Raw genomic sequence first — 21,853 nt, 5'->3', positions numbered from 1 at the left:
TGATGGGTGACGCCAGAAAGCCACCGCTTAGGAGTTCCGATGCCCGGTCAGGTCCGCCCCGTCACCGATGAGCAGGACGGTCTGCTCGCCTACCTCGCCCAGATGCGTTACGTGATCAGGCTGACCGCCTACGGGCTCACCCCGGAGCAGCTGCGGGCCGTGCCGAGCGCCAGCGAGCTCAGCGTCGGCGGGCTGATCCGGCACTGCGCCGCCACCGAGGAGGGCTGGATGTCCACCGTGCGCGGCGAGCACGGCCCGGTGGACTACGAGGCCTACGAGCGCAACTTCAGGCTGGCCGACGGGGAGAGCGTCGAGGAGCTGTTCGCGTACTACAACCGGGTGGCCGAGGCGACCGAGAAGACGGTCCGGGACATCGCCGACCTCGACCACCCGGTGCCGATCGACCACTCGGTGCCGTGGAATCCCAAGGAGTACGACGCCTGGTCGCTGCGCTGGGTGCTGCTGCACCTCATCCAGGAGACCGCACGGCACACCGGGCACGCCGACGTGATCCGGCAGACCGTCGACGGCGCCACCGCGTACCCGCTGATGGCGGCCGCCGAGGGCTGGCCGGAGTCGCCGTGGATGAAGCCCTGGAAGCCCCAGGGTTAAGGCTTCTCGCCCCGGTCGACGCGGATCACGCGGCGGTCCGTGACGATCGCCGTGACCAGGTCGTACGGGGTGATGTCGAAGGCCGGGTTCACCGCCTCGCTCCAGGCGGTGACCTCGGCCGAACCCCGGTCCTCGATCTCCACCTGCGCACCGGAGGGCGTGCCCACGTCGACCGTGGACTCCGGTGCCACCACCAGGAACGGGATCCCGGCCCGCCGCGCGCCGAGCGCGTGCGCGTACGTCCCGATCTTGTTGATCACGTCGCCGTTGGCGCAGATCCGGTCCGCGCCGAGGATCACCGCGTCCACCTCGCCGCGGGCCATCAGGAACGGCCCGGCCGAGTCGACCGCCACCCGGTGCTCGATGCCCCACCGGGTCAGCTCCCAGGAGGTGAGCCGGGCGCCCTGCAACAGTGGCCGCGTCTCGCTGGCGATCACACCGGCGAGCCGGCCACGCCGGTGCAGCTCACCGACCACGCCGAGGGCGGTGCCGGTGGTCACCGCGCACAGCCCGCCGGTGTTGCAGTGGGTGAGCAGCCGGGGCCGGGGCCCGCACAGCTCGGCGACCAGGTCGGCGCCGAGCCGCGCCATGGCCGCCGACGCCTCGATCTCCTCGTCACGGACCCGGCAGGCCTCGGCCAGCACGGCCTCCGGCCCGTGCGGGATCAGCGCGGCGGCACGACGGGCTCCGCGGGCCAGGTTCACCGCCGTCGGGCGCGCGCTCTCCATCTTCTGTACGGCCACCGACAGCGCCGCCGGGTCGTCCTCATGAACGCGGGCCGCCAGTGCCACCCCGAAGGCCCCGGCCACCCCGAGCGCCGGAGCGCCCCGGACCGCCAGCGACTGGATCGCCGCGATCAGCTCGCCCACGGTGTGCAGCCGCAGCACCCGCTCCTCGTTCGGCAGCGCGGTCTGGTCGATGATCTCGACGGCCCCGTTGACCCAGTCGATCGTCCGCATCAGCGCTCGGCCCGCTCGTCGAGCCGGTTCAGGATCTTCTCCAGGGTGTCCTGGCTCTTGCCCAGCTCCTCGCCGGTCCACCGGGCCTTGATCCGGACCGTGGAGCCGTCGTGCAGGTCCACCTCGGCGCTGATCGGCACCGGCTTGAGGACCCGGGCGCCGGTGATCTCCTCGTACGGCAGGTAGCGGTAGATCTGGGCCAGCGTCGCCGGGTCGTTGTTGGACAGCATCTCCTTGAGCCGCTTCTCACCGTCGTCGGTGCCCTTGGGCGCGGGCACGAGGACGAAACCACGGTCCAGCATGATCAGGTCGGTCTCCTGGTCGTTCACGCGGACGTTGGCCATCGCCCCGATCACGTCCGAGCCGCCGGCCGTGGCGCGGGACTCGACGACCCGGACCGCCTCGATCTGGATGCCGAGCGCGCCGAGCCGGGCGCGGGCCTCCGCCACGCTCTCCGGCACGACCGCCAGCTTGGCGATCTCGGTGAAGTCGGCCGGCTGCCCGGCCCGGCCCACGAGCTGTGCCGGGCCGGACCAGGAGTGCTGATAGCCGACCACTCCGGAGCGTACCGCGGCGAGCGTGATCAGGTCGTCCATCGGGTCGGCGAAGGCGAGGGCGGCCTCCTTGCGGGTGGCGTCCGGGAAGAACTCGGCGGCCAGTTTGCCCAGCTTGCCCTTGGCGGCCAGGTCGAGGATCTCGGCCAGGCCGGCCTCCTGGACGCCGAGCAGCCGGGCGGTGGACCGGAAGATCCGGTCGGCGCCGCGCTGCCGGGCCGCGGTGATCGAGGCGGAGGTGAACTCGGCCCAGGGCAGCACGGGCCGGTCGCCGAAGTCGAAGGACTCGGCCTGGAGGGCCCGGCCGACCTCGTCGACGTTCGGCAGCAGGACCGTGGCCGGGCGCTGGTCGGCGGCGTGTTGGACCGGGGGCAGGGCCCGGATCGCGGTGATCCGCTCGCCGAGGGCCGGGTGGGTGTCCCACACCGAGGTCTCGTCGTCCGGCTCGATGTCGCGCAACCCGGCCAGGGCGTCGGTGCGGGCCGCGTGCATCCGCCCGAAGCCGCCGAAGATGTCGTCCGGCGCGTAGCCCAGCTCCACACCCTGGGCGACGTACTGTCCGAAGTAGAAGTTCCACGCGAAGGTGGCCACCGGCAGCTCGCGCATCACGCCGACGGCGGCGTCGGCGCCGGCCACCCGGACCGCCACCTCGTCGGCCTCGAACTCCTGCCGGCGGCCGACCGCGTTGCTGACCAGGCGGTAGAGCATGCCGTAGCCCTTGAAGACCCAGCCGAACACGTTGTACCGGCCGACCCGGCTGAGCGTCTCGTACATGGCGAGCCGGCCCCGGTACGCGATGGCGCCGAGCCGGGTGTGCGAGCCGGAGTAGTGGCCGAGCTCGTGCCCGAGGACCGCGCGCAGCTGGTCGACGGTGAAGGTCTGCAGCAGCGGCATGCCCAGGTAGAGACGGCGGGTGCCGCCGAGCAGACCGAGCAGCCTGGCGTCCTCGCTGACCGCCGCGTTGACCATCGGCTCGAGGCGGATCTCGTCGGGTGCCCGGGTGCCGGCCGCGGTGGCCAGCTCGCGGACCGTCGCCCACAGCTCGGGCGCCTGCTCCGGGGTGATCAGCATGCCGGTCGGCTCGTCCGGCTTGGCCCGGATCGCCCGCCACAGACCGGCGGCCACCGCGCCGACCGCCGCGAGCAGGAGCCAGCTGAGCTTGGCCGCTCCGGCGCCGTGCATGTGCGTCCAGATCTCGTAGAGCAGCCAGCCGACCAGGGCCAGCTGGAGCAGGCCCAGCACGTAGAAGCCGACGAGCATCGCGACCGAGACGGCGGCGCGCAGCGTAGTGGACATGGCGGTGGTTCCCTCCCCGTGGTGCGCCCGTCCGGGCGGCCGTCGGAAGATACCGACCTCGATATGCACCGGGCAAGATCCATAAAAGGACCTAGGCTGCGGTCATGGCTTCTCGTGATCCGGTCGCCGATCTGCGGCGCATCGCGTTCCTGCTGGAGCGGGCGAACGAGGCGACGTACCGGGTGCGCGCCTTCCGGTCGGCGGCCGCGACCGTGTCCAAGACCCCGCCGGACGATCTGGCCGCCCGGGTCGAGGCGGGCACCCTGGCGAAGCTGCCCGGCATCGGCGACGTGACCGCGCGCTGCGTGGCCGAGTCCCTGGCCGGGGAGGAGCCGGTCTACCTGCGCCGGCTGACCGCCACCGAGGGCACCGAGACACCGGCCGCGGCCGCCGCGCTGCGGGCCGCGCTGCGCGGTGACTGTCACGTGCACTCGGACTGGTCGGACGGCGGCTCACCGATCGAGGAGATGGCGCTGGCCGCCGCCGACCTGGGCCACGAGTACTTCGTGCTGACCGACCACTCGCCACGGCTCACCGTGGCCCGGGGGCTGACCGCCGACCGGTTGCGGCAACAGCTCGACCACGTGGCGATGCTGAACGAGGCGCTGCCCGACGGGTTCCGCATCCTCACCGGCATCGAGGTGGACATCCTCGATGACGGGAGCCTGGACCAGGAGGAGGAGCTGCTGGCCCGGCTCGACGTGGTGGTCGGCTCGGTGCACAGCAAGCTGCGCGACGACGCGTCCCGGATGACGCGGCGGATGGTGACCGCGATCGGCAACCCGCATCTCGACGTCCTCGGGCACATGACCGGGCGCAAGGTGCCGGCCGCCGGTGAGGGCGACGCCGCGCACCGCCGGGCCCGGACCCGGCCACCCAGCGACTTCGACCTGGAGAAGGTGCTGGCCGCCTGCCTCGACCACGGCAAGGCCATCGAGATCAACTCCCGGCCGGACCGGCTCGACCCGCCGAAGCGGATGCTCACCGTCGCGGTGGAGGCGGGCTGCGTGTTCAGCATCGACACCGACGCGCACGCCCCCGGCCAGCTGGACTGGCTGGACTTCGGCTGTGGGCGGGCCGCGCTGTGCGGGGTGCCGGCCGACCGGGTGGTGAACACCTGGACGGCCGAACGCCTGCTGGAGTGGACCGGATCACACGGTTGAGATCCCGTAGGGTCTCGGCGTGGGACGAATTGACGAACTCGCGAACCGATACGTCGACGAATGGGCCGCGCTCAACCCGACCGGCGCCACCGCCACCGGCATAACCGGTTACGAGGACAAGACCGACGACCTCTCCCCGGAGGGCTTCGAGGCACAGGCCGAGCTGCTCCGCCGGACCATCAACGATCTCGACGTGACCGAGCCGGAGCACGAATCCGAGCAGGTCGCCAAGGACGCCATGCTGGAGCGGCTGGGCCTGCAACTGGCGCAGTACGACGCGGGCTATGTGAGCACCGACATCAGCGTCATCACCAGCTCGCTGCACGAGCTGCGGATGGTCCTCGACGTGATGCCCACCGAGGGCGAGCAGGCGGTCGCCGACATCACGGCCCGGCTCAACGCCTTCCCGTACGCCCTGGAGCAGTACCGGCGGACCCTGCTCGAGGGCGCCGGCGACGGCCGGGTCAGTGCCCGGGCGCAGCTGCTGGCGGTGGCCGAGCAGTGCGAGGCGTGGACCGATCCGGCCCGTGACGACTTCTTCCACGGGCTGGCCCGGCGGCTGGGCGCGTCCGGCGCGCTCGCCAAGGAGCTGGAGCGGGGCGCGGCGGCGGCCACCGCGGCGACCGCCTCCTTCGGTGGCTTCCTCCGCGACGAGCTGGCCCCGCGCGGCCGGGAGAAGGAGGCGGCCGGCCCCGAGCGGTACGCGCTGGCCTCGCAGTACTTCCTCGGCGCCAAGGTGGACCAGCTGGAGACGTACCAGTGGGGTTTCGCCGAGCTGGACCGGCTGGAGCGGGAGATGCGCGCCGTGTCGGCGGCGATCGCCGGCGCCGGGGCGACGGTGGACGAGGCGGTCGCCGTGCTCGACGCCGACCCGGCCCGCAACATCCGCGGCAAGGAGGCCTTCCGGGACTGGATGCAGGCCCTCTCCGACCGGGCGATCACCGAGCTGAACGGTGTCCACTTCGACATCGAGGGCCCGGCCCAGAAGCTGGAGTGCTGTCTCACGCCGACCAGCGACGGCGGCATCTACTACACCGGCCCGAGCGAGGACTTCTCCCGGCCCGGCCGGATGTGGTGGGCGGTGCCGGAGGGCCAGGAGGTCTTCTCCACCTGGCGCGAGGTCACCACCGTCTACCACGAGGGTGTGCCCGGCCATCACCTCCAGGTCAGCCAGACGCTGCTGCGCGCCGACCGGCTCAACCGGTACCAGCGGCTGCTCTGCTGGTGCTCCGGCCACGGTGAGGGCTGGGCCCTGTACGCCGAGCGGCTGATGGACGAGCTGGGCTATCTCACCGATCCGGGCGACCGGCTCGGCATGCTCGACGGCCAGGCGCTGCGTGCGGCCCGGGTGATCGTCGACATCGGCATGCACCTGGAGCTGCCGATCCCGCGGGACAACCCGTTCGGCTTCCACCCGGGGGAACGATGGACGCCGGAACTCGGCTGGGAGTTCCTGCGGGCGCACACCCGGATGCCGGAGGAGGTCCTCCGGTTCGAGTGGAAGCGCTATCTGGGGTGGCCGGGGCAGGCGCCTTCGTACAAGGTCGGCGAGCGGATCTGGTTCGAGGCCCGCGACGAGGCGAAGCGCCGCAAAGGCAGTGATTTCGACCTCAAGAGGTTCCACCGGGACGCGCTCGACCTCGGTTCGCTGGGGCTCGACCCGCTCCGTAAGGCACTGGCCAGGATTTGAGTCATTCGGGTCCCTCCGTGCCGAAAACGGGACGGAGGGACCCGTCATTACGTATTTGATCAATTACTCTGCGCACAATTTTTCCGCTGAGCGATCGTTCAACCACGTTCCGTGAATGCATCGCTACCCAGATGTAACAAATCCGAAGTAGAACTCATATTCACGTCCCGCCTGGGGTGCGGATACGATCTCCCGCGGCGCTCCGCACTTGTTCCGGAAGCAGCGTGGACTGGGCCTTTCTCGATCCGGCCCCAGCCCGGGCGTTCGTACAACCAAGTCGGCAGCGCCGCGTATCCCCCGATCAGCCGAGCGAACTCTGACCCTTGGAAAGGGGTTTTCTGAGGATTTCTCGGATAGATTGACCCGGATCGGCGCGCCCGCATGGCTACTCTCCGTAGCCCCCCATCGGCCCATCGCGTGTGCATGGCGGAGGACTAAAGCAATGTCAGTCTCGGTGAACAGCCGGCGAACGCGTTTACGCTCCGCCCTCGCGGTGGTGCTGACGGTTCTCGTCGTGTTGCCGACCGCAGCCCTGTTCCTGCGTGTCCTGGACGAGATCAACACTCAGCGGGACGAGACGCAGCTCAAGCAGCACGGTGTCGAGTACCTGGCGACCCTGGCGCCGCTGGTCAGCGCCCTCGCCGAGTCGCAGTCGCAGGCTCTGCAGGGTGTCTCCACCGAGCCCCAGTCGCTGACCGCCGCCGTCGCCCGGGTGCAGGCGGCGGACGCACGTCTCGGCGAGGAGCTGGACACCTCCAGCCGCTGGGCCGGCCTGAAGGAGAAGATCGGCCGCCTGCCCGGCATCGCCGGCTCCGCGCAGACCGTCTACGACTCCCACGTCGAGGTCGGCGAGCTGGCCCTCGCGCTGTACAGCGAGGTCCGCGAGAACTCCAAGCTCAACATGGACCAGCAGTCCGACATCTGGTTCATCCAGGAGACCATCACGGTGGACATGCCCGAGGCGGTCACCAACGTGAGCCGGATGAGCGACTCGGCCAACATGCTGGCCGCCGCCGGCCAGCGGCAGCGGGCCGTCCTCCAGGTGCAGCTCGGCGTCGCCGTCGAGGCCGTCGAGGAGAGCGTCGAAAAGCTGACCGACCACCTCCAGGCCGCCGCCGAGGACACCGAGAGCTCCACGCTCGCCGGCAACCTGGTGAGCAACCTCGACTCGTTCCGTCGTGGCGTCGAGTCCGCCAACCGTGGCACCAACTACGGTGGTGACCCGAACGTGTCGACCCTGGTGACCGCGCAGAGCACGCTGTCCACCGCGCTGAACGCGCTGACCACGGTGACCCTCAAGGAGCTGTCGACGCTCCTCGAGGAGCGCGACGACGATCTCCAGATCCGCCAGATCGAGGCGTGGGCGCTGCTCGGCGTCTCCATCGCGCTGCTGCTGGTCGCCGCCTTCTGGACCCGGAGCCGGGCCGCCCAGGTCCGCGACTCGCTCGACAGCAGCCGGGACGTCTCGGTGCGTGCCGACAGCGACGGCCCAGGGCCGTCCGCGGTCAGCCCGTACGACCAGGCCCCCGGCTACGGCGGCAGTGCTACTGGGCGGGAGCGTTCCGGTGCTCTTCGGTAAGTTCCGCATCCTGGGCAAACTCGCCCTGCTGATCCTCGTACCGCTACTCGGCGTCCTCGGCCTGAGTGTTCCGGTCATCTACGAACGCATCGACGCGGCTCGCGTCGCCGGTGAAATCTCGGACACCATCCAGCGGGCCACCCAGGTCAGTTCGGCGCTTATCGAGATCCAGGAAGAGCGCCTGCTGTCGGTCGGCTATCTACTCGGTCTGATCGACCGCACGACCCTGGTGGTGCAGAGCGCGGAGGCCGCCGACGCGGTGGCCGGGCTCGCCGATGATGACGCCCCGGTGGCCCTGCGCCGTGCCGTCGCTGCCGCCACCCGGCTCAGCAGCACTCGACAGAACGTGCTGAACCAAGCGATCGACGTCTCCCAGGTCGTCGCGGATTTCACCGGCGCGGTCGACCCGCTGATCGACGGTCTGGGCCTGTCCAGCAAGGCTGACCTGACCACCGGCCTCGGCCGACAGATCTTCGCGCTGGACCGCTCCATGCGCTCGGACGACCTGATCAACCAAGCGGCCTGCTGGATGGCCTCGGCGGCGGTCGCGGCCGGCAGCAACCCGCGGGACGCCGCGTTCCTGCTGAGCCAGTTCAACGCGACCTTTGCCCAGGTCGAATCGATCATCCGCTCGTCGCGGATCTACTTCACCGACCCGCAGTACAAGCTCTACCTCGCCAACCAGCAGGCGTTCGCCGGCCGTATGGGCTCCACCTTCGTCAAGAACCTTCAGACGAACCCGACGGGGGCGCTGCAGAAACTGAACATCAGGACGGTCTTCCCGTCCCTCCAGACGGTGGTCGTTCTGGGTAGTTTCGTCGAGAAGCGCGTGGCCCAGGACGTGGACACCACGGCGACCGACAACCGGGAAAGCGCCATCCGCCAGTCGGTGCTCCTCGGTGGCGGCACCTTCCTGCTGCTGATCCTGGTCGCCACACTGTCGATCATCATGGCCCGCGCGGTCGCCCGGCCGCTGCGCCGTCTGACCGTCTCGGCCGACCGGATCGCCCGCGCCGCCGAGTCCGAGCTGGAGCGCGTGGCCGACGACGAGGCCGAGGCCCAGGTCCGCCCGATTCGACTCGACCCGGTCGACGTCGAGGCCCAGGACGAGATCGGTGACCTGGCCCGCGCGTTCGACCGCGTGCAGACCACCGCCGCCCGGCTGGTGGAGCGCCAGGTTCTCGGTCGCCGTAACGTCGCCCAGATGTTCGGCCACGTCGGCCGTCGTACCCAGAACCTGGTCGGCCGTCAGCTGAGCCTGATCGACTCCCTGGAGCGCAAGGAGACCGACAGCGACCGGCTCCGTGAGCTGTACCGCCTGGACCACATGTCCAGCCGTCTGCGCCGGAACGCGTCCGCGCTGGTCGTGCTCTCCGGTGGCGCCGGCGCGAACGAGCACATGGCCCCGCTGGCCCTCTCCGACGTGGTCCGTCTCGCCCTCGGTGAGATCGAGGACTACACCCGTGTCGAGGTGGACATCCCCGAGGACATCGTCGTGGTCCCGGCCATCCTGGCCGACCTGACGCTGCTCCTGGCCGAGCTGCTGGAGAACTCGACCTCGTTCTCCCCGCCGCACACCAACGTCACGGTCACCGCCGACGAACTGCGCGGCGGCGCCCGCCTCGCGATCATCGACCACGGCCTGGGCCTCGCGCCCGAGCGTCTGGCCGAGGAGAACGCGCGACTGACCCGCCGTGAGCGGCTCGACCTGGCCCCCACCGAGGTGCTCGGTCTCTTCGTGGTCGGCCGGCTCGCCCGCCGGCACGGCATCGAGGTGACCCTCACCGACACCCCGGACGGCGGTCTGACCGCCTGGATCGACCTGAACCCGTCGCACCTGGTCACCCGGGTGGAGAACCTCACCCCGATCGCGGCGCCGAGCTACCCGTCGGCCTTCCCGGCCGCACCGGTGCCGCCGCAGATCCGGGCCCCCGAGCCGGTCGCCGCGGCGCCCGCCTACTCGCCCGCCCTGCGGGGCAACACCACCGAGGTCGCGATCGCCAGCGGCGCGGTCCGTTCGGTGCCGGGCAGCCAGCAGCCGTTCGACCCGGTGGTGCTGGGCCGGGCCACCGAGATCGTCGAGGCCGGCCGGTCCTGGAACGCGTTCGGTCCGGCGTCCGCGCCCGCCCTCGAATCGGCCCCGGCCGCTGACCCGTACGCGGGCCAGCCGGTCTACGACGCCGAGCCGGTGTATTCGCCGCGCCCGGCGTACCAGGAGCCGGCGCCCGCCTACGACATGGGCACCCCGGTGGCCGGCCGCGTCCCGAACTCGCGGCCGGAACTGCCCGCCGGGCAGGGTGGCTGGCACACCCCGATGCCGCAGGAGACCGCCTGGGCCCCGGCCGCCATCCCGGCGCCGGTCAGCCCCGCACCGGTCAGCCCCGCGCCGTACACCCCGGAGCCGGTCGCCGCTCCGTCGGTGCACCGCGAGGAGCCCGCCGCCGCCCCGCTGCGCCGCCGGGTTCCCGGCAGCCAGCTCCCGGCTGCGGAGGACACCACCGTGCAGCGGATGGCCGTACCCACCACACAGGACGACGCGCTGGCCGCCCGGGCCATGTTCGACGCCTTCGAAGCCGGTGTCAGCCGGGCCCACGGCGACATCAGCGACACCAGCGTCTCGATGCAGGCTCCCGACCTCAGCGCTCCGGTGTGGGACACCCCCGCCCCGGCCTGGGAGGAACCCGCGCCCGCCGCTTGGGAACCGCCCCCCGCGCCGGTCGCTCCGCCGGCCCCGCCGTCGTCCAACGGTGGCCCACAGCTGACCCGTCGCGTGCCGGGCGCCACCCTGCCGCTCGACGAGATGCGTCAACCGATCACCCCGCCGGCCCCGACCACGCTCGACCCCGAGGCCGCCCGAGCCCTGATGGATCAGTTCGAGTACGGGGTCGCACTCGCACTGAATGAAAGTCAGCCACAACACGAGGGACAACCGCGATGACTTCCCCCTACTCCACCGCGTCAAGTCAGCTCAGCGCCGAAGCCAAAACCTTCAACTGGCTGCTGGACTCGTTCACCTCCGGCACCGCGGGCGTGATCGAGGCCATCGCGGTCTCCTCGGACGGCCTCCTGATGGCCATGTCCGCGATCAAGGACCGGCCCAACGCCGAGCGCCTCGCGGCCGTGGTCTCCGGGCTCACCAGCCTCGCCGGTGGTGCGGCGAGCTGGTACCGGCTGGGCGCCCTGAACCGGGTCATCATCGACATGGCCGACGGCTACCTGCTGGTGACCGCGATCAGCGCCGGCTCGGTGCTGGGCGTCATCGCCGACCGGTCCGCGAACCTCGGCACCCTGGCGTACGAGATGACGCTCTTCGCGACCCGTGCCGGTGGCGCCCTGAGCCCGCGTCTCATCGCCGAGCTGAAGAACGCAGTCCAGCAGTGACCCCCCCGGATTCCGACGACCCGGTACCTCCGGCGCGGCCCGGAGTCCGGCCCTTCCTGCAATCCGGTAACCAGCACTCGACCGGCGGCTACACCCCCACCGGGGAGCACCCGCCGGTCGAGGCATCGACCAATACGCTGCGCCCGTTCGTCATCACGTCCGGGCGGACCGATGGAGGCGATCCCGACATCGGTATGGAGACTCAGGTGACGCTGGTGCCGGGTGCGCCGGCGTCCCGGTTCTCTCCGGAAACCAGGGCGATCGTGGCTCTCTGCGAGGAGAGCCCGATCTCGGTAGCCGAGATCTCCGCACGACTCCACCTGCACCTGGGCGTGACCCGAATCCTGGTCGGCGACCTGCGTGCCACCGGCCAGCTCGACGTCCACGTGCTGGACAACGACACACCTGACCCCGAGACCATCATGCGAGTGATCCGTGGACTTCGATCCATCAGCTAACCGCGTCGTCGGTACCGCGCGCATACCCGGCGCGCCGGAGCCCAAGAAGGCGCCGGTTCCGGTCAAGATCATCGTGGCCGGCGGCTTCGGGGTCGGCAAGACGACCACCGTCGGCGCCATCTCCGAGATCTCGCCGCTCACCACCGAGGCCGAGATGACCTCGGAGTCCGTCGGCATCGACGACCCCGGTCAGGCGACCATGAAGACCGGCACCACGGTCGCGATGGACTTCGGCGTCCTCACCATCGACCAGACGCTCAAGCTCTACATCTTCGGCACGCCCGGCCAGACCCGGTTCGCCTTCATGTGGGACGACCTGGTCCGAGGTGCCCTTGGTGCACTGGTTGTGGTAGATACCAACCGAATAGACGACTGTTATCCGGCAGTCGACTACTTCGAGCGCCAGGGCCTCCCGTTCGTTGTCGGCATCAACACCTTCAACGGGCAGATGTCCTACAGCATCGACGAGGTTCGGTGGGCCCTCGCGGTTCGCGAGGACGTGCCAGTCATATCCTTTGACGCACGGTTCCGCGCATCCGTGCGGGATGCCCTCCTCGTTGTGCTGGACCAGGCACTCGACAAGGCGATCCGGATGAAGTCATAGGGTTGTGACCGGTTGCCCGGTCACGGATTCCGCAGCGATCCCAGGACGGGACGGTTCCCAAACCGGCCCGTCGAGGAGCAGAGTGGAAACCGGGCGACCGCGCAGCGAAAGAGGACGGTGACGTGCGAGGCGGACTGGACGACGCGCTCGACAAGCTCGCCCGGCGGGATGAGCTGAGGCGCCGCGCCGCCGGCGAGGCCAACGGCACCCCGCCGGCGGTGACCGAGCTGGTCGAGGCGATCGCGGCCGTGGTGGCCCGGAATCCCCAGTTGGGCGTCACGGTCGGCGTCGAGGGCGCGGGCGACCCGATGCTGCTCCAATTCTCGTTCGCCGACGGCACGGTCCAGGTGAGCGCCGACAATCGAGTCGCGGTTCGCGCCACCGACCCCGCCCCGCGGCACGCCGATTTCGAGATCGACGTCGAGGAGCCGGTCGAGGAGCCGCCGCCCGTCCCCCGGGCCAGCCGCGACGACCAGGACCGCTTCGGCCCGACCGACTTCGAGTACCCGGAGCCCGTCTACCAGGAGCCGGCCGCCTACGCCGAGCACGCGGCCTACGACGAGCCGACCACGGCCGAGCAGCCCTTCGTCACCAACCGCCACGAGCACGCTTTCGGCCACGATCCGGCCGGCTACGCCGACCTGGGCAACACCACGCCGCATCCGTTCGCTCCGACGCCGCCTCCGCATGTGCCATCCCAGGCGACCCCGCATTCGTACGTGCCCGCGCCGGCCGCACACGCCTACCCGGAGCCGTCACACCCCGAGCCACAGCCGGGTTTCCCGGAGCCGCTTCCCGAGCCGATCCCGCTACAGGTGGAGCGCCCCGAGGAGACGGAGCTGGCGGCCCGCCGTCTGGCCGCCATGCTGCGCGACAACCCGAGCCTCCTCGACTGACCGCGGCAGTTCCACTATCCCTGGTAGCCGACCTCACGCGGGCCGCAGGATCACTCTCCGAAGTCGCCTGATCACTCTTCCGGCCTGTCGGGAAACGCCTGGTTTCCGGTGATCAGCACGGTATGAGATGTCTGAGTTCGCCGGTTTGGCCGATCTTCTCCTCCGTTCCGCTCACCGCCCTTGAGTCACGCTCGGTAGCGACATAATGTCCAACTACCTCGGCTGACGACACAGACAGTGATCATTGCGGAGGAGATCCCCGCCTGAGATCCCCTCGAGAAGAGGCTCCGCATGTCTCGTCGTGAAGCCCACCTGGTCGGCGGCACCCACCCCGAGGCCGTCCGGCTCGCCCCGGTCGCTCTCGCCATACGTGAGGCCGGTCTGCTCGAGCCGGTACTGCTGGCCGCCGGTCCGCACTCCAGGATGGTCACCGAGGCGCTCGCCGCGTTCGATCTCGAACCGGACATCACGCTCCAGGTCGAACCGTCCACCGACGGCCGGACCGAGTCGCTCACCGCGATGATCCGCGAGCTGGACGAGCTGTGGTCGGTACGCACCCCGGCCGCCGTGATCGTGCAGGGCGACACCACCACCAGCCTGGCCGGCGCGCTGGCCGCGTTCTGGCGCCGCATCCCGGTCGTCCACCTGGGGGCCGGCCGGCGCTCGGGTGACCCGGGGTCGCCGTTCCCGGAGGAGGGCGACCGCCGCCTGGCCGCCCAGGTCGCCGCCCTGCACCTGGCGCCCACCCCGCTGGCCGCCATGAATCTGCTGGACGAGAGGATCCCGGCCCGCGACGTGCTGATCACCGGCGACACCGTGGTGGACGCGACGCTCGCGGTGGCCGGCCGGAAACCGCCGTTCGAGAACCCGGACGTCGCCGCGGCCCGGGCCGCCGGCGGCAACCGCCTGATCCTGGTGACCGCGGATCGCCACGACCGGATCCTCGCCGCGGTCCGCGAGCTGATCGACCGCTACCCGGACATCGACGTGATCCTGCCGGGCCACCCGGACCCGGCGGTCCGGTCCCGGGTGGACACCGCGCTGGCCGGGGTGGAGCGGGTGACGGTCACCGGCCCGCTGTCCTACCCGGACCTGTCCCGGCTGCTGTCCGAGGCGTACCTGCTGCTGACCGACTCGGGCGGCCCCCTGGAGGAGGCGCCGTCGTTCGGGGTGCCGGCCCTGGTGCTGCGTGACGTCACCGAGCGGGTCGAGTCGCTGCACGCCGGCTGCGCCGAGCCGGTCGGGCCGGACACCGCGCTGATCGTGTCGGAGGCGTCCGCGTTGCTGGACAGCCGGGTCCGCCGCGACGCCATGACGGCCGGCGGGAACCCGTACGGTGATGGTCTGGCCGCCCGGCGCACCGCGCAGGCCACCGCCGCCCTCCTGGGTCTCGCACCCGCCCCCGAGGCCATGCCCGTCACCCCGCACATCGCCGACGCGATCCTGAACGGCTGAGGAACATGGACGTAGTGGATTTCTGGATCCGTTCGTGGACCAGTGACGACCTGCCCGGGGCACGGAAGCTGCTCGCCCCGGACGTCGAGGCGGAGTGGAACCTCGACGCCCCGGTCGACGACGAGGAGATGCTCCAGGTCCTGCACCGGATCGCCGCCTTCGCGGACGGTGTCTCGGTGGTCGCCCGGACCGACGCGGTGGACGGGTCCGCGCTGATCTACGACCTGGCGGCGCCGTTCGGCACGGCCCGCCTGGTCGAGTTCCTCAGCGTCCAGGATCAGCGCATCAACGAGGTCCGGCATGTGTACGACGTGACGGCGATCGATCGTTTCTTCCCCGGCCTGTACGCCAATTAGGCCGTTTTTCGTCCTGTTCCGTGGGTAGCGTGCGGTCCATGGCATACGACTTCCAGATCGTCGTGGACTGCACCGAACCCCACACGCTCGCCGACTGGTGGGCCGAGACCATGGGCTGGAACGTGGAGCCCCAGGACGAGGCGTTCATCAAGGAGATGGTCGCCAAGGGCTTCGCCACCGACGAGGAGACGACCCACCACCGCGGGAGACTCGTGTGGCGGGCCGGCGCGGCGATCCGTCACCCGGAGACCGATCAGCGGGTCCTCTTCCAGTTCGACGCCGCCGCCAAGACCGTGAAGAACCGGGTACACCTCGACGTCTTCGTCGGCGCGGACCAGCGGGACGCGGTCCGCGACCGGCTGGTCGAGCGCGGCGCCACCTTCCTCTGGGCCGGCCGGCAGGGCCCGCACTCGTGGCTGACGATGGCCGACCCGGAGTCCAACGAGTTCTGCGTCACCTGACCGGCAGGGTGCGGCCCAGCAGGGCGAAGAGCGCCTCCCAATGCCGCCGTTCGCCCTCCTCGTGGTGCATCGAGGTGTCCGACATGGTGAAGCCGTGCGGCGCGCCCTCGTACAGTTCCGAGGTGTAGGTGACGCCCGCCGCGTCGAAGGCGGCCTCCAGCGTCTTGATCTGCTCGGGCGTCATCGAGCCGTCGTTGTCGGCGTGCGCGAAATAGACCTCGGCGGTGATCGCGGCGACACCCGTGTGCGGGCTGTCCGGCGCGTCGGTCACCACGGAGCCCGCGTGGAAGCTGCCCAGCGCCGCGATCCGGTCCGGCAGCGCCGCCGTCACGATCAACGCGTTGCGCCCGCCCATGCAGTAGCCGACCAGCCCGGCCGGACCGTCCGCCACCTGCTCCTGCCCGGTGAGGAAGTCCAGGTAGGCGGTGGCGTCGGCGACGATCCGCTCCGGCGTGAGGGCACGGATCATCGGCATCAGGCGACCGAACGCGGCGCCCCGCTTCGCGCCGTCGGTCAGCTCCTCCGGGGTGACCAGGGGCCCGCTCGCGTCGCGGTAGAAGAGATTGGGGACGAGAACCGCGTACCCCCGGGCGGCGATCCGCCGCGCCATCTCCATGAGCCGCGGCCGCAGGCCGAAGGCATCCATGAACACCAGGACCGCGGGGTACGGGCCGGGGCCGCCCGGCGTCACGAGGTACGCCTCGGCGACGCCGTCAGCAGCCGGGACATCGATCTCATTGGGTGACATAGCGGCACCGTAACATCGGATCTCCGTGATTCACGTCGCACGCCGTATCCTGTGGCCCATGGCCACCCGGCTGCGTGCGGACGCCCGCCGTAACCGTGCAGCCCTGCTCGCCGCGGCGCGCGAGGTCTTCGCCGAGCAGGGCCTAGACGCGTCGCTCGACGAGATCGCCCGGCGGGCCGGCGTCGGCAACGCCACCCTCTACCGGCGCTTCCCGAGCCGCCGCCATCTGATCGCCGAGGTCTTCGCGAGCCACATGACCGCGGCGGTCCAACTGGCCGAGCAGGCGCTCGAGCATCCGGACCCGTGGGCGGCGTTCGTCGGCTACCTGACCCGGGTCTGCGAGTTGCAGGCCACCGACCGGGGGCTCGCCGAACTGCTGGTCACCACGGCCTTCGACGACGACGAGCGACTGGCCGCGCTGCGGGTCGCCGCCCAGCGGCGGGCCGTCGACGTGCTGTCCCGGGCCCAGCGGGCGGGCCGGCTACGGTCCGATTTCACCCGGGACGACCTGGGGCTGCTGATGATGGCGAACGCCGGGGTGGCACAGCACTCGGCCGATCCGCACGCCTGGCGGCGGCAACTCACCCTCGTCATCGGCGGCCTCGGCACGCGGTCGGCCTGAGGACCCTATCGCTGGGTGTCGAATCCCCGGCCCGCGTCGGCCAGCGCCTCCCCGGCCAGCGCCCAGAACGACCTCGCCGCGGGATTCTCCAGCCACGCGTTCATCGAGATGCGCAGGGCGGCCAGGAAGGTGGCGGCGAGCAGCGTCGCCCGTACCCCTGAAGGGTCCGGGTCCTTGATCCGGACCGCGACCTCGGCGGCAAGCTCGCGCTCCAGCCCGGCGAAGGTCCGCACCTGAGCGGCCGCCAGCGACGGGTGCCGGCGGACCAGGCGGCTCCGGGAGATCCACTCCGGGTCGGGATCGCCCCGGTCGCCGTAGAACTCGCCGGCGGCGGCGGTCAGGGCGACCCACGGGGGTTCGTCGACGGGACGGGCCCGGACCAGCCCCACCAGCATCCGCATGCGGCGCTGATCGCCGTAGAAGAGCGCCTCCTCCTTGTTGGCGAAGTAGTTGGAGAAGGTCCGCCGGGAGACACCCGCCTCATCGGCGATCGCCTCGACCGTGATCCGATCCGGCCCGTGCTCCAGCGCCAGCCGCAGGGCCGCCTCGTACAGGGCCTGCCGGGTGGCCTCTTTCTTGCGCTCCCGTAGGCCCGCCTCACTCATGACCTGAGCCTACCGGCGTGTGATTCAGTTCCCAACGTGCAAACTTGCACACTAGGCAACCTTGGGCCGACAGTTGACTGCACAAGCATTCCGAGGAGGCCAGCCGCCCGATGAGCGCACCCACCATGGACCGGGTGGAGCAGCAGAGCCCGATGACGCACCGCGAGATCATGGAAGCCCTGTCCGGCCTCCTTCTCGTGCTCTTCGTCGCGATGGCCAGCTCCACCATCGTCTCCACCGCCCTACCGAAGATCATCGGCGACCTGAACGGCAGCCAGACCCAGTACACCTGGGTGGTCACCGCGACCCTGCTGACCGCCACGGCGACCACCCCGATCTGGGGCAAACTCTCCGACCTCTACAGCAAGAAGCTGCTGGTCCAGCTCTCCATCGTGCTGTTCGTGATCGGCTCACTGGCGGCCGGCTTCACCCAGACCACCGAACAGCTGATCGCCGCCCGGGCCTTCCAGGGCCTCGGCATGGGCGGCGTGCAGGCGCTGGTGCAGGTCGCCATCGCCGCGATGATCCCGCCGCGGGAGCGCGGCCGCTACAACGGCTACCTGGGCGGCGTCCTGGCCCTCTCCACCGTCGCCGGCCCGCTGCTGGGCGGCCTGATCGTGGACACCGAAGCCCTCGGCTGGCGCTGGTGCTTCTTCATCGGCGCGCCGTTCGCCGTGATCGCCCTGCTGGTCCTCCAGAAGACCCTGCACCTGCCGGTCCTCCGCCGGGAGAACGTGAAGGTGGACTACCTGGGCGCCACCCTGATCGCCGCCGGCGTCAGCGTCCTCCTGATCTGGGTGTCCTTCGTGGACAGCTCGTTCGGCTGGGTCTCCTGGCAGACCTTCGCCATGGTCGGCGGCGGCCTCGCCCTGCTCGGCATCGCCACCTGGGTCGAGTCGCGCGTCGCCGAGCCGGTGGTGCCGCTGCCGATCGTCCGCCAGCGCACCACCGCCCTCGCCATCCTCGGCAGCCTCGCGGTCGGCATGGCGATGTTCGGCGGCTCCGTCTTCCTCGGCCAGTACTTCCAGATCGGCCGCGGCTACAGCCCGACCGAGGCCGGCCTGCTGATGATCCCGATGATGTTCGGCATCATGCTGTCCTCGACCATCGCCGGCAAGGCCATGACCAAGAGCGGCAAGATCAAGCCGTACGTGGTGGCCGGCACGATCATCCTGGTCATCGGGTTCGCCGGGCTCTCCGTGCTCGACCACGAGACCCCGCTCTGGTACATCGGCTCGGCAATGGCCCTGGTCGGCGTCGGTGTTGGCATGTCCATGCAGAACCTGGTCCTGGCCGTGCAGAACACCGTCTCGCTCAAGGACATCGGCGCGGCCAGCTCGACCGTCGCGTTCTTCCGCTCACTGGGCGGCACGATCGGCGTCTCGGTCCTCGGCGCGGTCCTCGCCCGAAGGGTCACCGACTCGATCAACGAGCAGCTCACCGCGATGGGCGTACCGGCGGGCGGCGGCTCGGGCACCAGCTCGCTCAACCTGAGCAGCCTGCCGGAGTCGATCCAGCACGTGGTCCGGTCCGCGTACGGGGACGCCACCGGGCACATCTTCCTGATCTCCATGGGCGTCGCGGCGATCGGCGTGGTGGCCGCGGTCGCCATGAAACCGGCCAAGCTGCGCTCGACGGTCGACGTCTCCGTCCCGGCGAAGGTCCCCGCCGCTACGAAGTAGGGCAGATCACGCCGCACTCCTTGGAATGATCCGCTCACACAGCGCTAATCTCGGGTTTCCTCAGTCGTAACGTTCCCCGGCCGATGGTTCACGTCGGCAGAACAGAGGAGGCTCGGATGGTGCGGTCGGTCGACGCCGAGGTGCTCTCGGCCGCTCTGCTCACCATCGAAGACGAGCGTTCCTGGGACGCACAGGCCGAGTTGACCCGGGCGATCTCCATCGAGGAGGCCGCCCGGGTCCTCGGCGATCCACTCCTGATCGCCCGGGCCCGGCTCTGCCAGGCCAACATGCGGATGCGCTCGGGCGACATCGCCGGGGCCGCCGAGCAGATCTGGCAGGTCCACGAGTGGGCGGTCGGCAACGACGCCCGTCTCCTGCTCGCCCGCACCCATCTGATCTGGGCCTGCGTCCACCAGCATCTCGGCGACTCCGAGCAGGCCCTGGAGCACGCGCTGCTCTCGGTCGAGCTGCTCGACGACGAGTCCACCACCCACATGCACATCTGGCACCGCACCAAACTCGCCGACGCGCTGTGGGCGGCCGGCTCGATGGACGCCGCCCGGATCCGCTACGCGCAGGCCGAGGAGCTCGCCGTCCTCACCGGGTCACCGGTCCTGCTCAGCCTGTTGAACAACCACGCCTACGCGGAATACGACACCGGCCACCAGCAGCGCGCCGAAGAGGTCGCGAAACGCCTCCAGCGACTGGCCGGCGAACGCGGCATCCCCCTCGAACCGGCCTTCCTCGACACGATCGGGGCCATCCAGATCGGCAACGGACGGTTCGCCGAGGCCGAGACCACCATGCGGCTGTGCATCGAGCGGCACGCCGAGGGCCGGCACGAGGACGCCGACGCCCTCCCGGAGTACCTGTTGACCCTCGCCCAGGCGCAGCGCGGCCTACAGGCGTATTCACGAGCCCAGGAGAGCCTCGACGAGTGCCGGGCCATGTGCGCCGACCGGGACCTCGTCGAGGTCCTCGTCCGGGTGCACCAGGAGCAGGCCGAGCTGCACGCCGTCCGGGGCGAGTTCGCCGAGGCGTTCGCGGTGCACAAGACGTTCTTCACGGCGTACCAGAATCTGCACTCGCTCCAGCGGGAAGCGCGTACCCGTACCCGGCAGGCGATGTTCGAGACGGTCGAGGCCCGGCAGGAGGCCGAGCGGTTCCGCGAGCAGGCCCGCCGCGACCCGCTCACCGGGCTGCACAACCGCCGCCACGTCGACGAGGTGCTGCCCGTTCTGATCGAGTCGGACCCGTCGCTCACCATCGCGCTGGTCGACCTCGACCACTTCAAACAGGTCAACGACCGGCTCTCGCACAGCGTCGGCGACCAGGTGCTGATCAAGGTGGCCGCCCTGATCGCGGACGGGGTGGCGGCCGCCTGCCCGGAGGGTTTCACCGCGCGGATCGGTGGCGAGGAGTTCCTCGTCGTGCTGCCCGGCACCCTTCCGGCCCGGGCGTTCGCCCTGCTCGACGGCATCCGCCGGACGATCCGGGAGCACGACTGGCGCGACCTCACGCACGGCCTTCCGGTCACCGTGAGCATCGGTGTCGCCGCCGCCGCGGATGCCGCGGCGCCCACCCAGCCGGCCCTTCTGTCCACTGCGGACGGTCACCTGTACTCTGCCAAGCACGCCGGACGTGATCGTGTCGTCTCGGCCGCCTCCCGGGGATACGCCTCGGCCGCCTGAAATCCCCGATCGCGGGGGTGAAGTCGGTCGATCGTTCGGGCTAGGCTGTTTGCGCTTGAGCTCGACAGGTTGTGTCGCAAGGAGGCGGTCGTGACAGAGGGCAGTTCCGCACCCACCGAGGTGGCCCCGCCCGGGGTCAACATCAACGTGCCGCACTCCGCCCGCATCTACGACTACTGGCTCGGCGGCAAGGACAACTTCGCCGTCGACCGCGCCGTCGGAGAGGCGATCATCCAGGCCATTCCCGCCATGAAGTACATGGCCGGCGAGAACCGGAAGTTCGTCCACCGGGCGGCCCGTGACCTGGTCGCCAAGGAGGGCATCCGCCAGTTCCTGGACATCGGCACCGGCATCCCGACCCGGCCCAACCTGCACGAGGTCGCCCAGCGGATCGCCCCGGAGACCCGCGTCGTCTACGTCGACAACGACCCGATCGTGCTGGTCCACGCCCGCGCCCTGATGCTCAGCGACCCCGCCGGCCGCAGTGAGTACATCGCCGCCGACATCCGCGAGCCGCGCTCCATCCTCGACGACCCGGCCCTGCGCGACACCCTCGACCTGACCCAGCCGGTCGGCCTCACCCTGATCGCCATCCTGATGCTGCTCGCCGACACCGACGACCCATGGTCCAAGGTCGCCGAGCTGCGCGACGCCCTGCCCTCCGGCAGCTGCCTCGCCATCACGCACCCGACCGCCGACTTCAACCCGGCCGAGGTCGACGCCGCGGTCGCCGCCGCCACAGGCGCCGGCATGACCCTGGTGGCCCGCAGCCGCGAGGCGGTCGAGCGCTTCTTCGGCGACTGGGAGCTCCTCGAGCCCGGCCTGGTCCCGGTCTCGGCCTGGCGCCCGGACGGCAATGTCGAAAACCCGGAGGCCGCCTACTACTGGTCAGGCGTGGCCCGCAAGCCTTAGGCCCCTAACCCGGGCACGTCCGCTTGCCCCCTTCTCCGGTACGGGGCCGAACCGCCCCGCCGACCCCTGCCCGTCCCGCCCGCTCCACGCGATCACCCGCCCATTCACGCCCATGCCGCACCGCCGGGC

Annotated in this window: 20 protein-coding genes; 16 read left to right on the top strand and 4 right to left on the bottom strand. The window is 70.7% G+C overall.

All coding sequences use genetic code 11. From position 1 onward, the window contains the following. The first annotated feature begins 39 nt into the window (after window positions 1-39). A complete protein-coding gene (locus KZ829_RS31850) occupies window positions 40-612 on the top strand; it encodes a DinB family protein (RefSeq protein WP_220147551.1) in 573 nt (190 codons plus the stop codon). On the opposite strand, the gene mtnA is transcribed toward KZ829_RS31850, so the two are convergent. Together mtnA and KZ829_RS31840 are read right to left on the bottom strand one after the other, a co-directional pair. Further along, window positions 609-1,571 carry an S-methyl-5-thioribose-1-phosphate isomerase gene (gene mtnA / locus KZ829_RS31845; RefSeq protein WP_220147550.1) on the bottom strand — a complete coding sequence of 321 codons (963 nt, stop codon included), beginning with the start codon at window positions 1,569-1,571 and terminating at the stop codon, window positions 609-611. The genes KZ829_RS31850 and mtnA overlap by 4 nt on opposite strands. Beyond that, window positions 1,571-3,421 carry a M48 family metallopeptidase gene (locus KZ829_RS31840; RefSeq protein WP_220147549.1) on the bottom strand — a complete coding sequence of 617 codons (1,851 nt, stop codon included), beginning with the start codon at window positions 3,419-3,421 and terminating at the stop codon, window positions 1,571-1,573. The genes mtnA and KZ829_RS31840 overlap by 1 nt, the downstream gene beginning before the upstream one ends. 104 nt (window positions 3,422-3,525) lie before the next feature. On the opposite strand from KZ829_RS31840, the gene KZ829_RS31835 reads away from it, so the two are divergent. The 11 genes from KZ829_RS31835 (at window position 3,526) to KZ829_RS31785 (ending at window position 15,464) form a co-directional block, all read left to right on the top strand. Continuing rightward, on the top strand, window positions 3,526-4,584 hold the full coding sequence (locus KZ829_RS31835; RefSeq protein ID WP_220147548.1) for a PHP domain-containing protein: 1,059 nt from the start codon (window positions 3,526-3,528) through the stop codon (window positions 4,582-4,584). A gap of 19 nt (window positions 4,585-4,603) precedes the next feature. Then, window positions 4,604-6,274, top strand: coding sequence for a DUF885 domain-containing protein (locus tag KZ829_RS31830; RefSeq protein ID WP_220147547.1), 1,671 nt, complete (start codon window positions 4,604-4,606; stop codon window positions 6,272-6,274). Window positions 6,275-6,788: 514 nt separating this feature from the next. Further along, window positions 6,789-7,853, top strand: coding sequence for a hypothetical protein (locus KZ829_RS31825; protein ID WP_308285743.1), 1,065 nt, complete (start codon window positions 6,789-6,791; stop codon window positions 7,851-7,853). Then, entirely contained in the window at window positions 7,840-10,791 is a 2,952-nt protein-coding gene (locus KZ829_RS31820; RefSeq protein WP_220147545.1) for an ATP-binding protein, read from the top strand. The genes KZ829_RS31825 and KZ829_RS31820 overlap by 14 nt, the downstream gene beginning before the upstream one ends. Continuing rightward, on the top strand, window positions 10,788-11,234 hold the full coding sequence (locus KZ829_RS31815; protein ID WP_183224225.1) for a roadblock/LC7 domain-containing protein: 447 nt from the start codon (window positions 10,788-10,790) through the stop codon (window positions 11,232-11,234). The genes KZ829_RS31820 and KZ829_RS31815 overlap by 4 nt, the downstream gene beginning before the upstream one ends. Next, complete coding sequence (locus tag KZ829_RS31810; RefSeq protein WP_220147544.1) at window positions 11,231-11,692, top strand: DUF742 domain-containing protein; 462 nt, start codon at window positions 11,231-11,233, stop codon at window positions 11,690-11,692. Before KZ829_RS31815 ends, KZ829_RS31810 begins: the two co-directional genes overlap by 4 nt. After that, the gene (locus tag KZ829_RS31805) at window positions 11,670-12,296 is read left to right on the top strand and encodes a GTP-binding protein (RefSeq protein ID WP_220147543.1); all 627 of its coding nucleotides are present in this window, start codon (window positions 11,670-11,672) and stop codon (window positions 12,294-12,296) included. Before KZ829_RS31810 ends, KZ829_RS31805 begins: the two co-directional genes overlap by 23 nt. A gap of 122 nt (window positions 12,297-12,418) precedes the next feature. Beyond that, window positions 12,419-13,192, top strand: a complete 774-nt coding sequence (locus KZ829_RS31800) for a hypothetical protein (protein ID WP_220147542.1) — start codon at window positions 12,419-12,421, stop codon at window positions 13,190-13,192. Between the two features lie 291 nt (window positions 13,193-13,483). Continuing rightward, window positions 13,484-14,647 carry a non-hydrolyzing UDP-N-acetylglucosamine 2-epimerase gene (wecB, locus tag KZ829_RS31795; protein ID WP_220147541.1) on the top strand — a complete coding sequence of 388 codons (1,164 nt, stop codon included), beginning with the start codon at window positions 13,484-13,486 and terminating at the stop codon, window positions 14,645-14,647. 5 nt (window positions 14,648-14,652) lie between these two features. Further along, window positions 14,653-15,003, top strand: coding sequence for a hypothetical protein (locus tag KZ829_RS31790; RefSeq protein ID WP_220147540.1), 351 nt, complete (start codon window positions 14,653-14,655; stop codon window positions 15,001-15,003). 38 nt (window positions 15,004-15,041) lie between these two features. After that, on the top strand, window positions 15,042-15,464 hold the full coding sequence (locus KZ829_RS31785) for a VOC family protein (protein ID WP_220147539.1): 423 nt from the start codon (window positions 15,042-15,044) through the stop codon (window positions 15,462-15,464). Here the strand turns inward: KZ829_RS31785 and KZ829_RS31780 are convergent. Further along, window positions 15,457-16,212, bottom strand: coding sequence for a dienelactone hydrolase family protein (locus KZ829_RS31780; protein ID WP_220147538.1), 756 nt, complete (start codon window positions 16,210-16,212; stop codon window positions 15,457-15,459). The two genes, KZ829_RS31785 and KZ829_RS31780, sit on opposite strands and share 8 nt — an antisense overlap. Before the next feature lie 58 nt (window positions 16,213-16,270). Between KZ829_RS31780 and KZ829_RS31775 the strand changes: the two genes are divergently transcribed. Next, a complete protein-coding gene (locus KZ829_RS31775; protein WP_220147537.1) occupies window positions 16,271-16,834 on the top strand; it encodes a TetR/AcrR family transcriptional regulator in 564 nt (187 codons plus the stop codon). 5 nt (window positions 16,835-16,839) lie between these two features. Here the strand turns inward: KZ829_RS31775 and KZ829_RS31770 are convergent, their stop codons facing one another. Beyond that, on the bottom strand, window positions 16,840-17,439 hold the full coding sequence (locus KZ829_RS31770; RefSeq protein WP_220147536.1) for a TetR/AcrR family transcriptional regulator: 600 nt from the start codon (window positions 17,437-17,439) through the stop codon (window positions 16,840-16,842). A gap of 110 nt (window positions 17,440-17,549) precedes the next feature. Here KZ829_RS31770 and KZ829_RS31765 point away from each other — a divergent pair, with 110 nt between their 5' ends. From KZ829_RS31765 to KZ829_RS31755, 3 genes are all read left to right on the top strand, one after another. Further along, window positions 17,550-19,121, top strand: coding sequence for an MDR family MFS transporter (locus tag KZ829_RS31765; RefSeq protein WP_220147535.1), 1,572 nt, complete (start codon window positions 17,550-17,552; stop codon window positions 19,119-19,121). A 116-nt stretch (window positions 19,122-19,237) separates the two neighbouring features. Continuing rightward, a complete protein-coding gene (locus KZ829_RS31760; protein ID WP_220147534.1) occupies window positions 19,238-20,812 on the top strand; it encodes a GGDEF domain-containing protein in 1,575 nt (524 codons plus the stop codon). Between the two features lie 90 nt (window positions 20,813-20,902). Further along, window positions 20,903-21,724: an SAM-dependent methyltransferase gene (locus tag KZ829_RS31755; RefSeq protein WP_220147533.1), complete on the top strand. Its 822-nt coding sequence runs from the start codon at window positions 20,903-20,905 to the stop codon at window positions 21,722-21,724. Window positions 21,725-21,853: the final 129 nt, after the last annotated feature.

Source organism: Actinoplanes hulinensis (assembly GCF_019429605.1).
GTDB lineage: Bacteria > Actinomycetota > Actinomycetes > Mycobacteriales > Micromonosporaceae > Actinoplanes > Actinoplanes campanulatus.
The sequence above is the reverse complement of the archived record's forward strand: the minus strand, read 5'-3'. Positions and strand labels throughout refer to the sequence as shown.

Excerpts from the sequence above, each read along its gene's own strand:
- KZ829_RS31850 (WP_220147551.1), top strand. The coding sequence starts at position 40 with ATGCCCGGTCAGGTCCGCCCCGTCACCGATGAGCAGGACGGTCTGCTC.
- mtnA (WP_220147550.1), bottom strand. The coding sequence starts at position 1,571 with ATGCGGACGATCGACTGGGTCAACGGGGCCGTCGAGATCATCGACCAG.
- KZ829_RS31840 (WP_220147549.1), bottom strand. The coding sequence starts at position 3,421 with ATGTCCACTACGCTGCGCGCCGCCGTCTCGGTCGCGATGCTCGTCGGC.
- KZ829_RS31835 (WP_220147548.1), top strand. The coding sequence starts at position 3,526 with ATGGCTTCTCGTGATCCGGTCGCCGATCTGCGGCGCATCGCGTTCCTG.
- KZ829_RS31815 (WP_183224225.1), top strand. The coding sequence starts at position 10,788 with ATGACTTCCCCCTACTCCACCGCGTCAAGTCAGCTCAGCGCCGAAGCC.
- wecB (WP_220147541.1), top strand. The coding sequence starts at position 13,484 with ATGTCTCGTCGTGAAGCCCACCTGGTCGGCGGCACCCACCCCGAGGCC.
- KZ829_RS31790 (WP_220147540.1), top strand. The coding sequence starts at position 14,653 with ATGGACGTAGTGGATTTCTGGATCCGTTCGTGGACCAGTGACGACCTG.
- KZ829_RS31785 (WP_220147539.1), top strand. The coding sequence starts at position 15,042 with ATGGCATACGACTTCCAGATCGTCGTGGACTGCACCGAACCCCACACG.
- KZ829_RS31780 (WP_220147538.1), bottom strand. The coding sequence starts at position 16,212 with ATGTCACCCAATGAGATCGATGTCCCGGCTGCTGACGGCGTCGCCGAG.
- KZ829_RS31775 (WP_220147537.1), top strand. The coding sequence starts at position 16,271 with ATGGCCACCCGGCTGCGTGCGGACGCCCGCCGTAACCGTGCAGCCCTG.
- KZ829_RS31770 (WP_220147536.1), bottom strand. The coding sequence starts at position 17,439 with ATGAGTGAGGCGGGCCTACGGGAGCGCAAGAAAGAGGCCACCCGGCAG.
- KZ829_RS31765 (WP_220147535.1), top strand. The coding sequence starts at position 17,550 with ATGAGCGCACCCACCATGGACCGGGTGGAGCAGCAGAGCCCGATGACG.
- KZ829_RS31760 (WP_220147534.1), top strand. The coding sequence starts at position 19,238 with ATGGTGCGGTCGGTCGACGCCGAGGTGCTCTCGGCCGCTCTGCTCACC.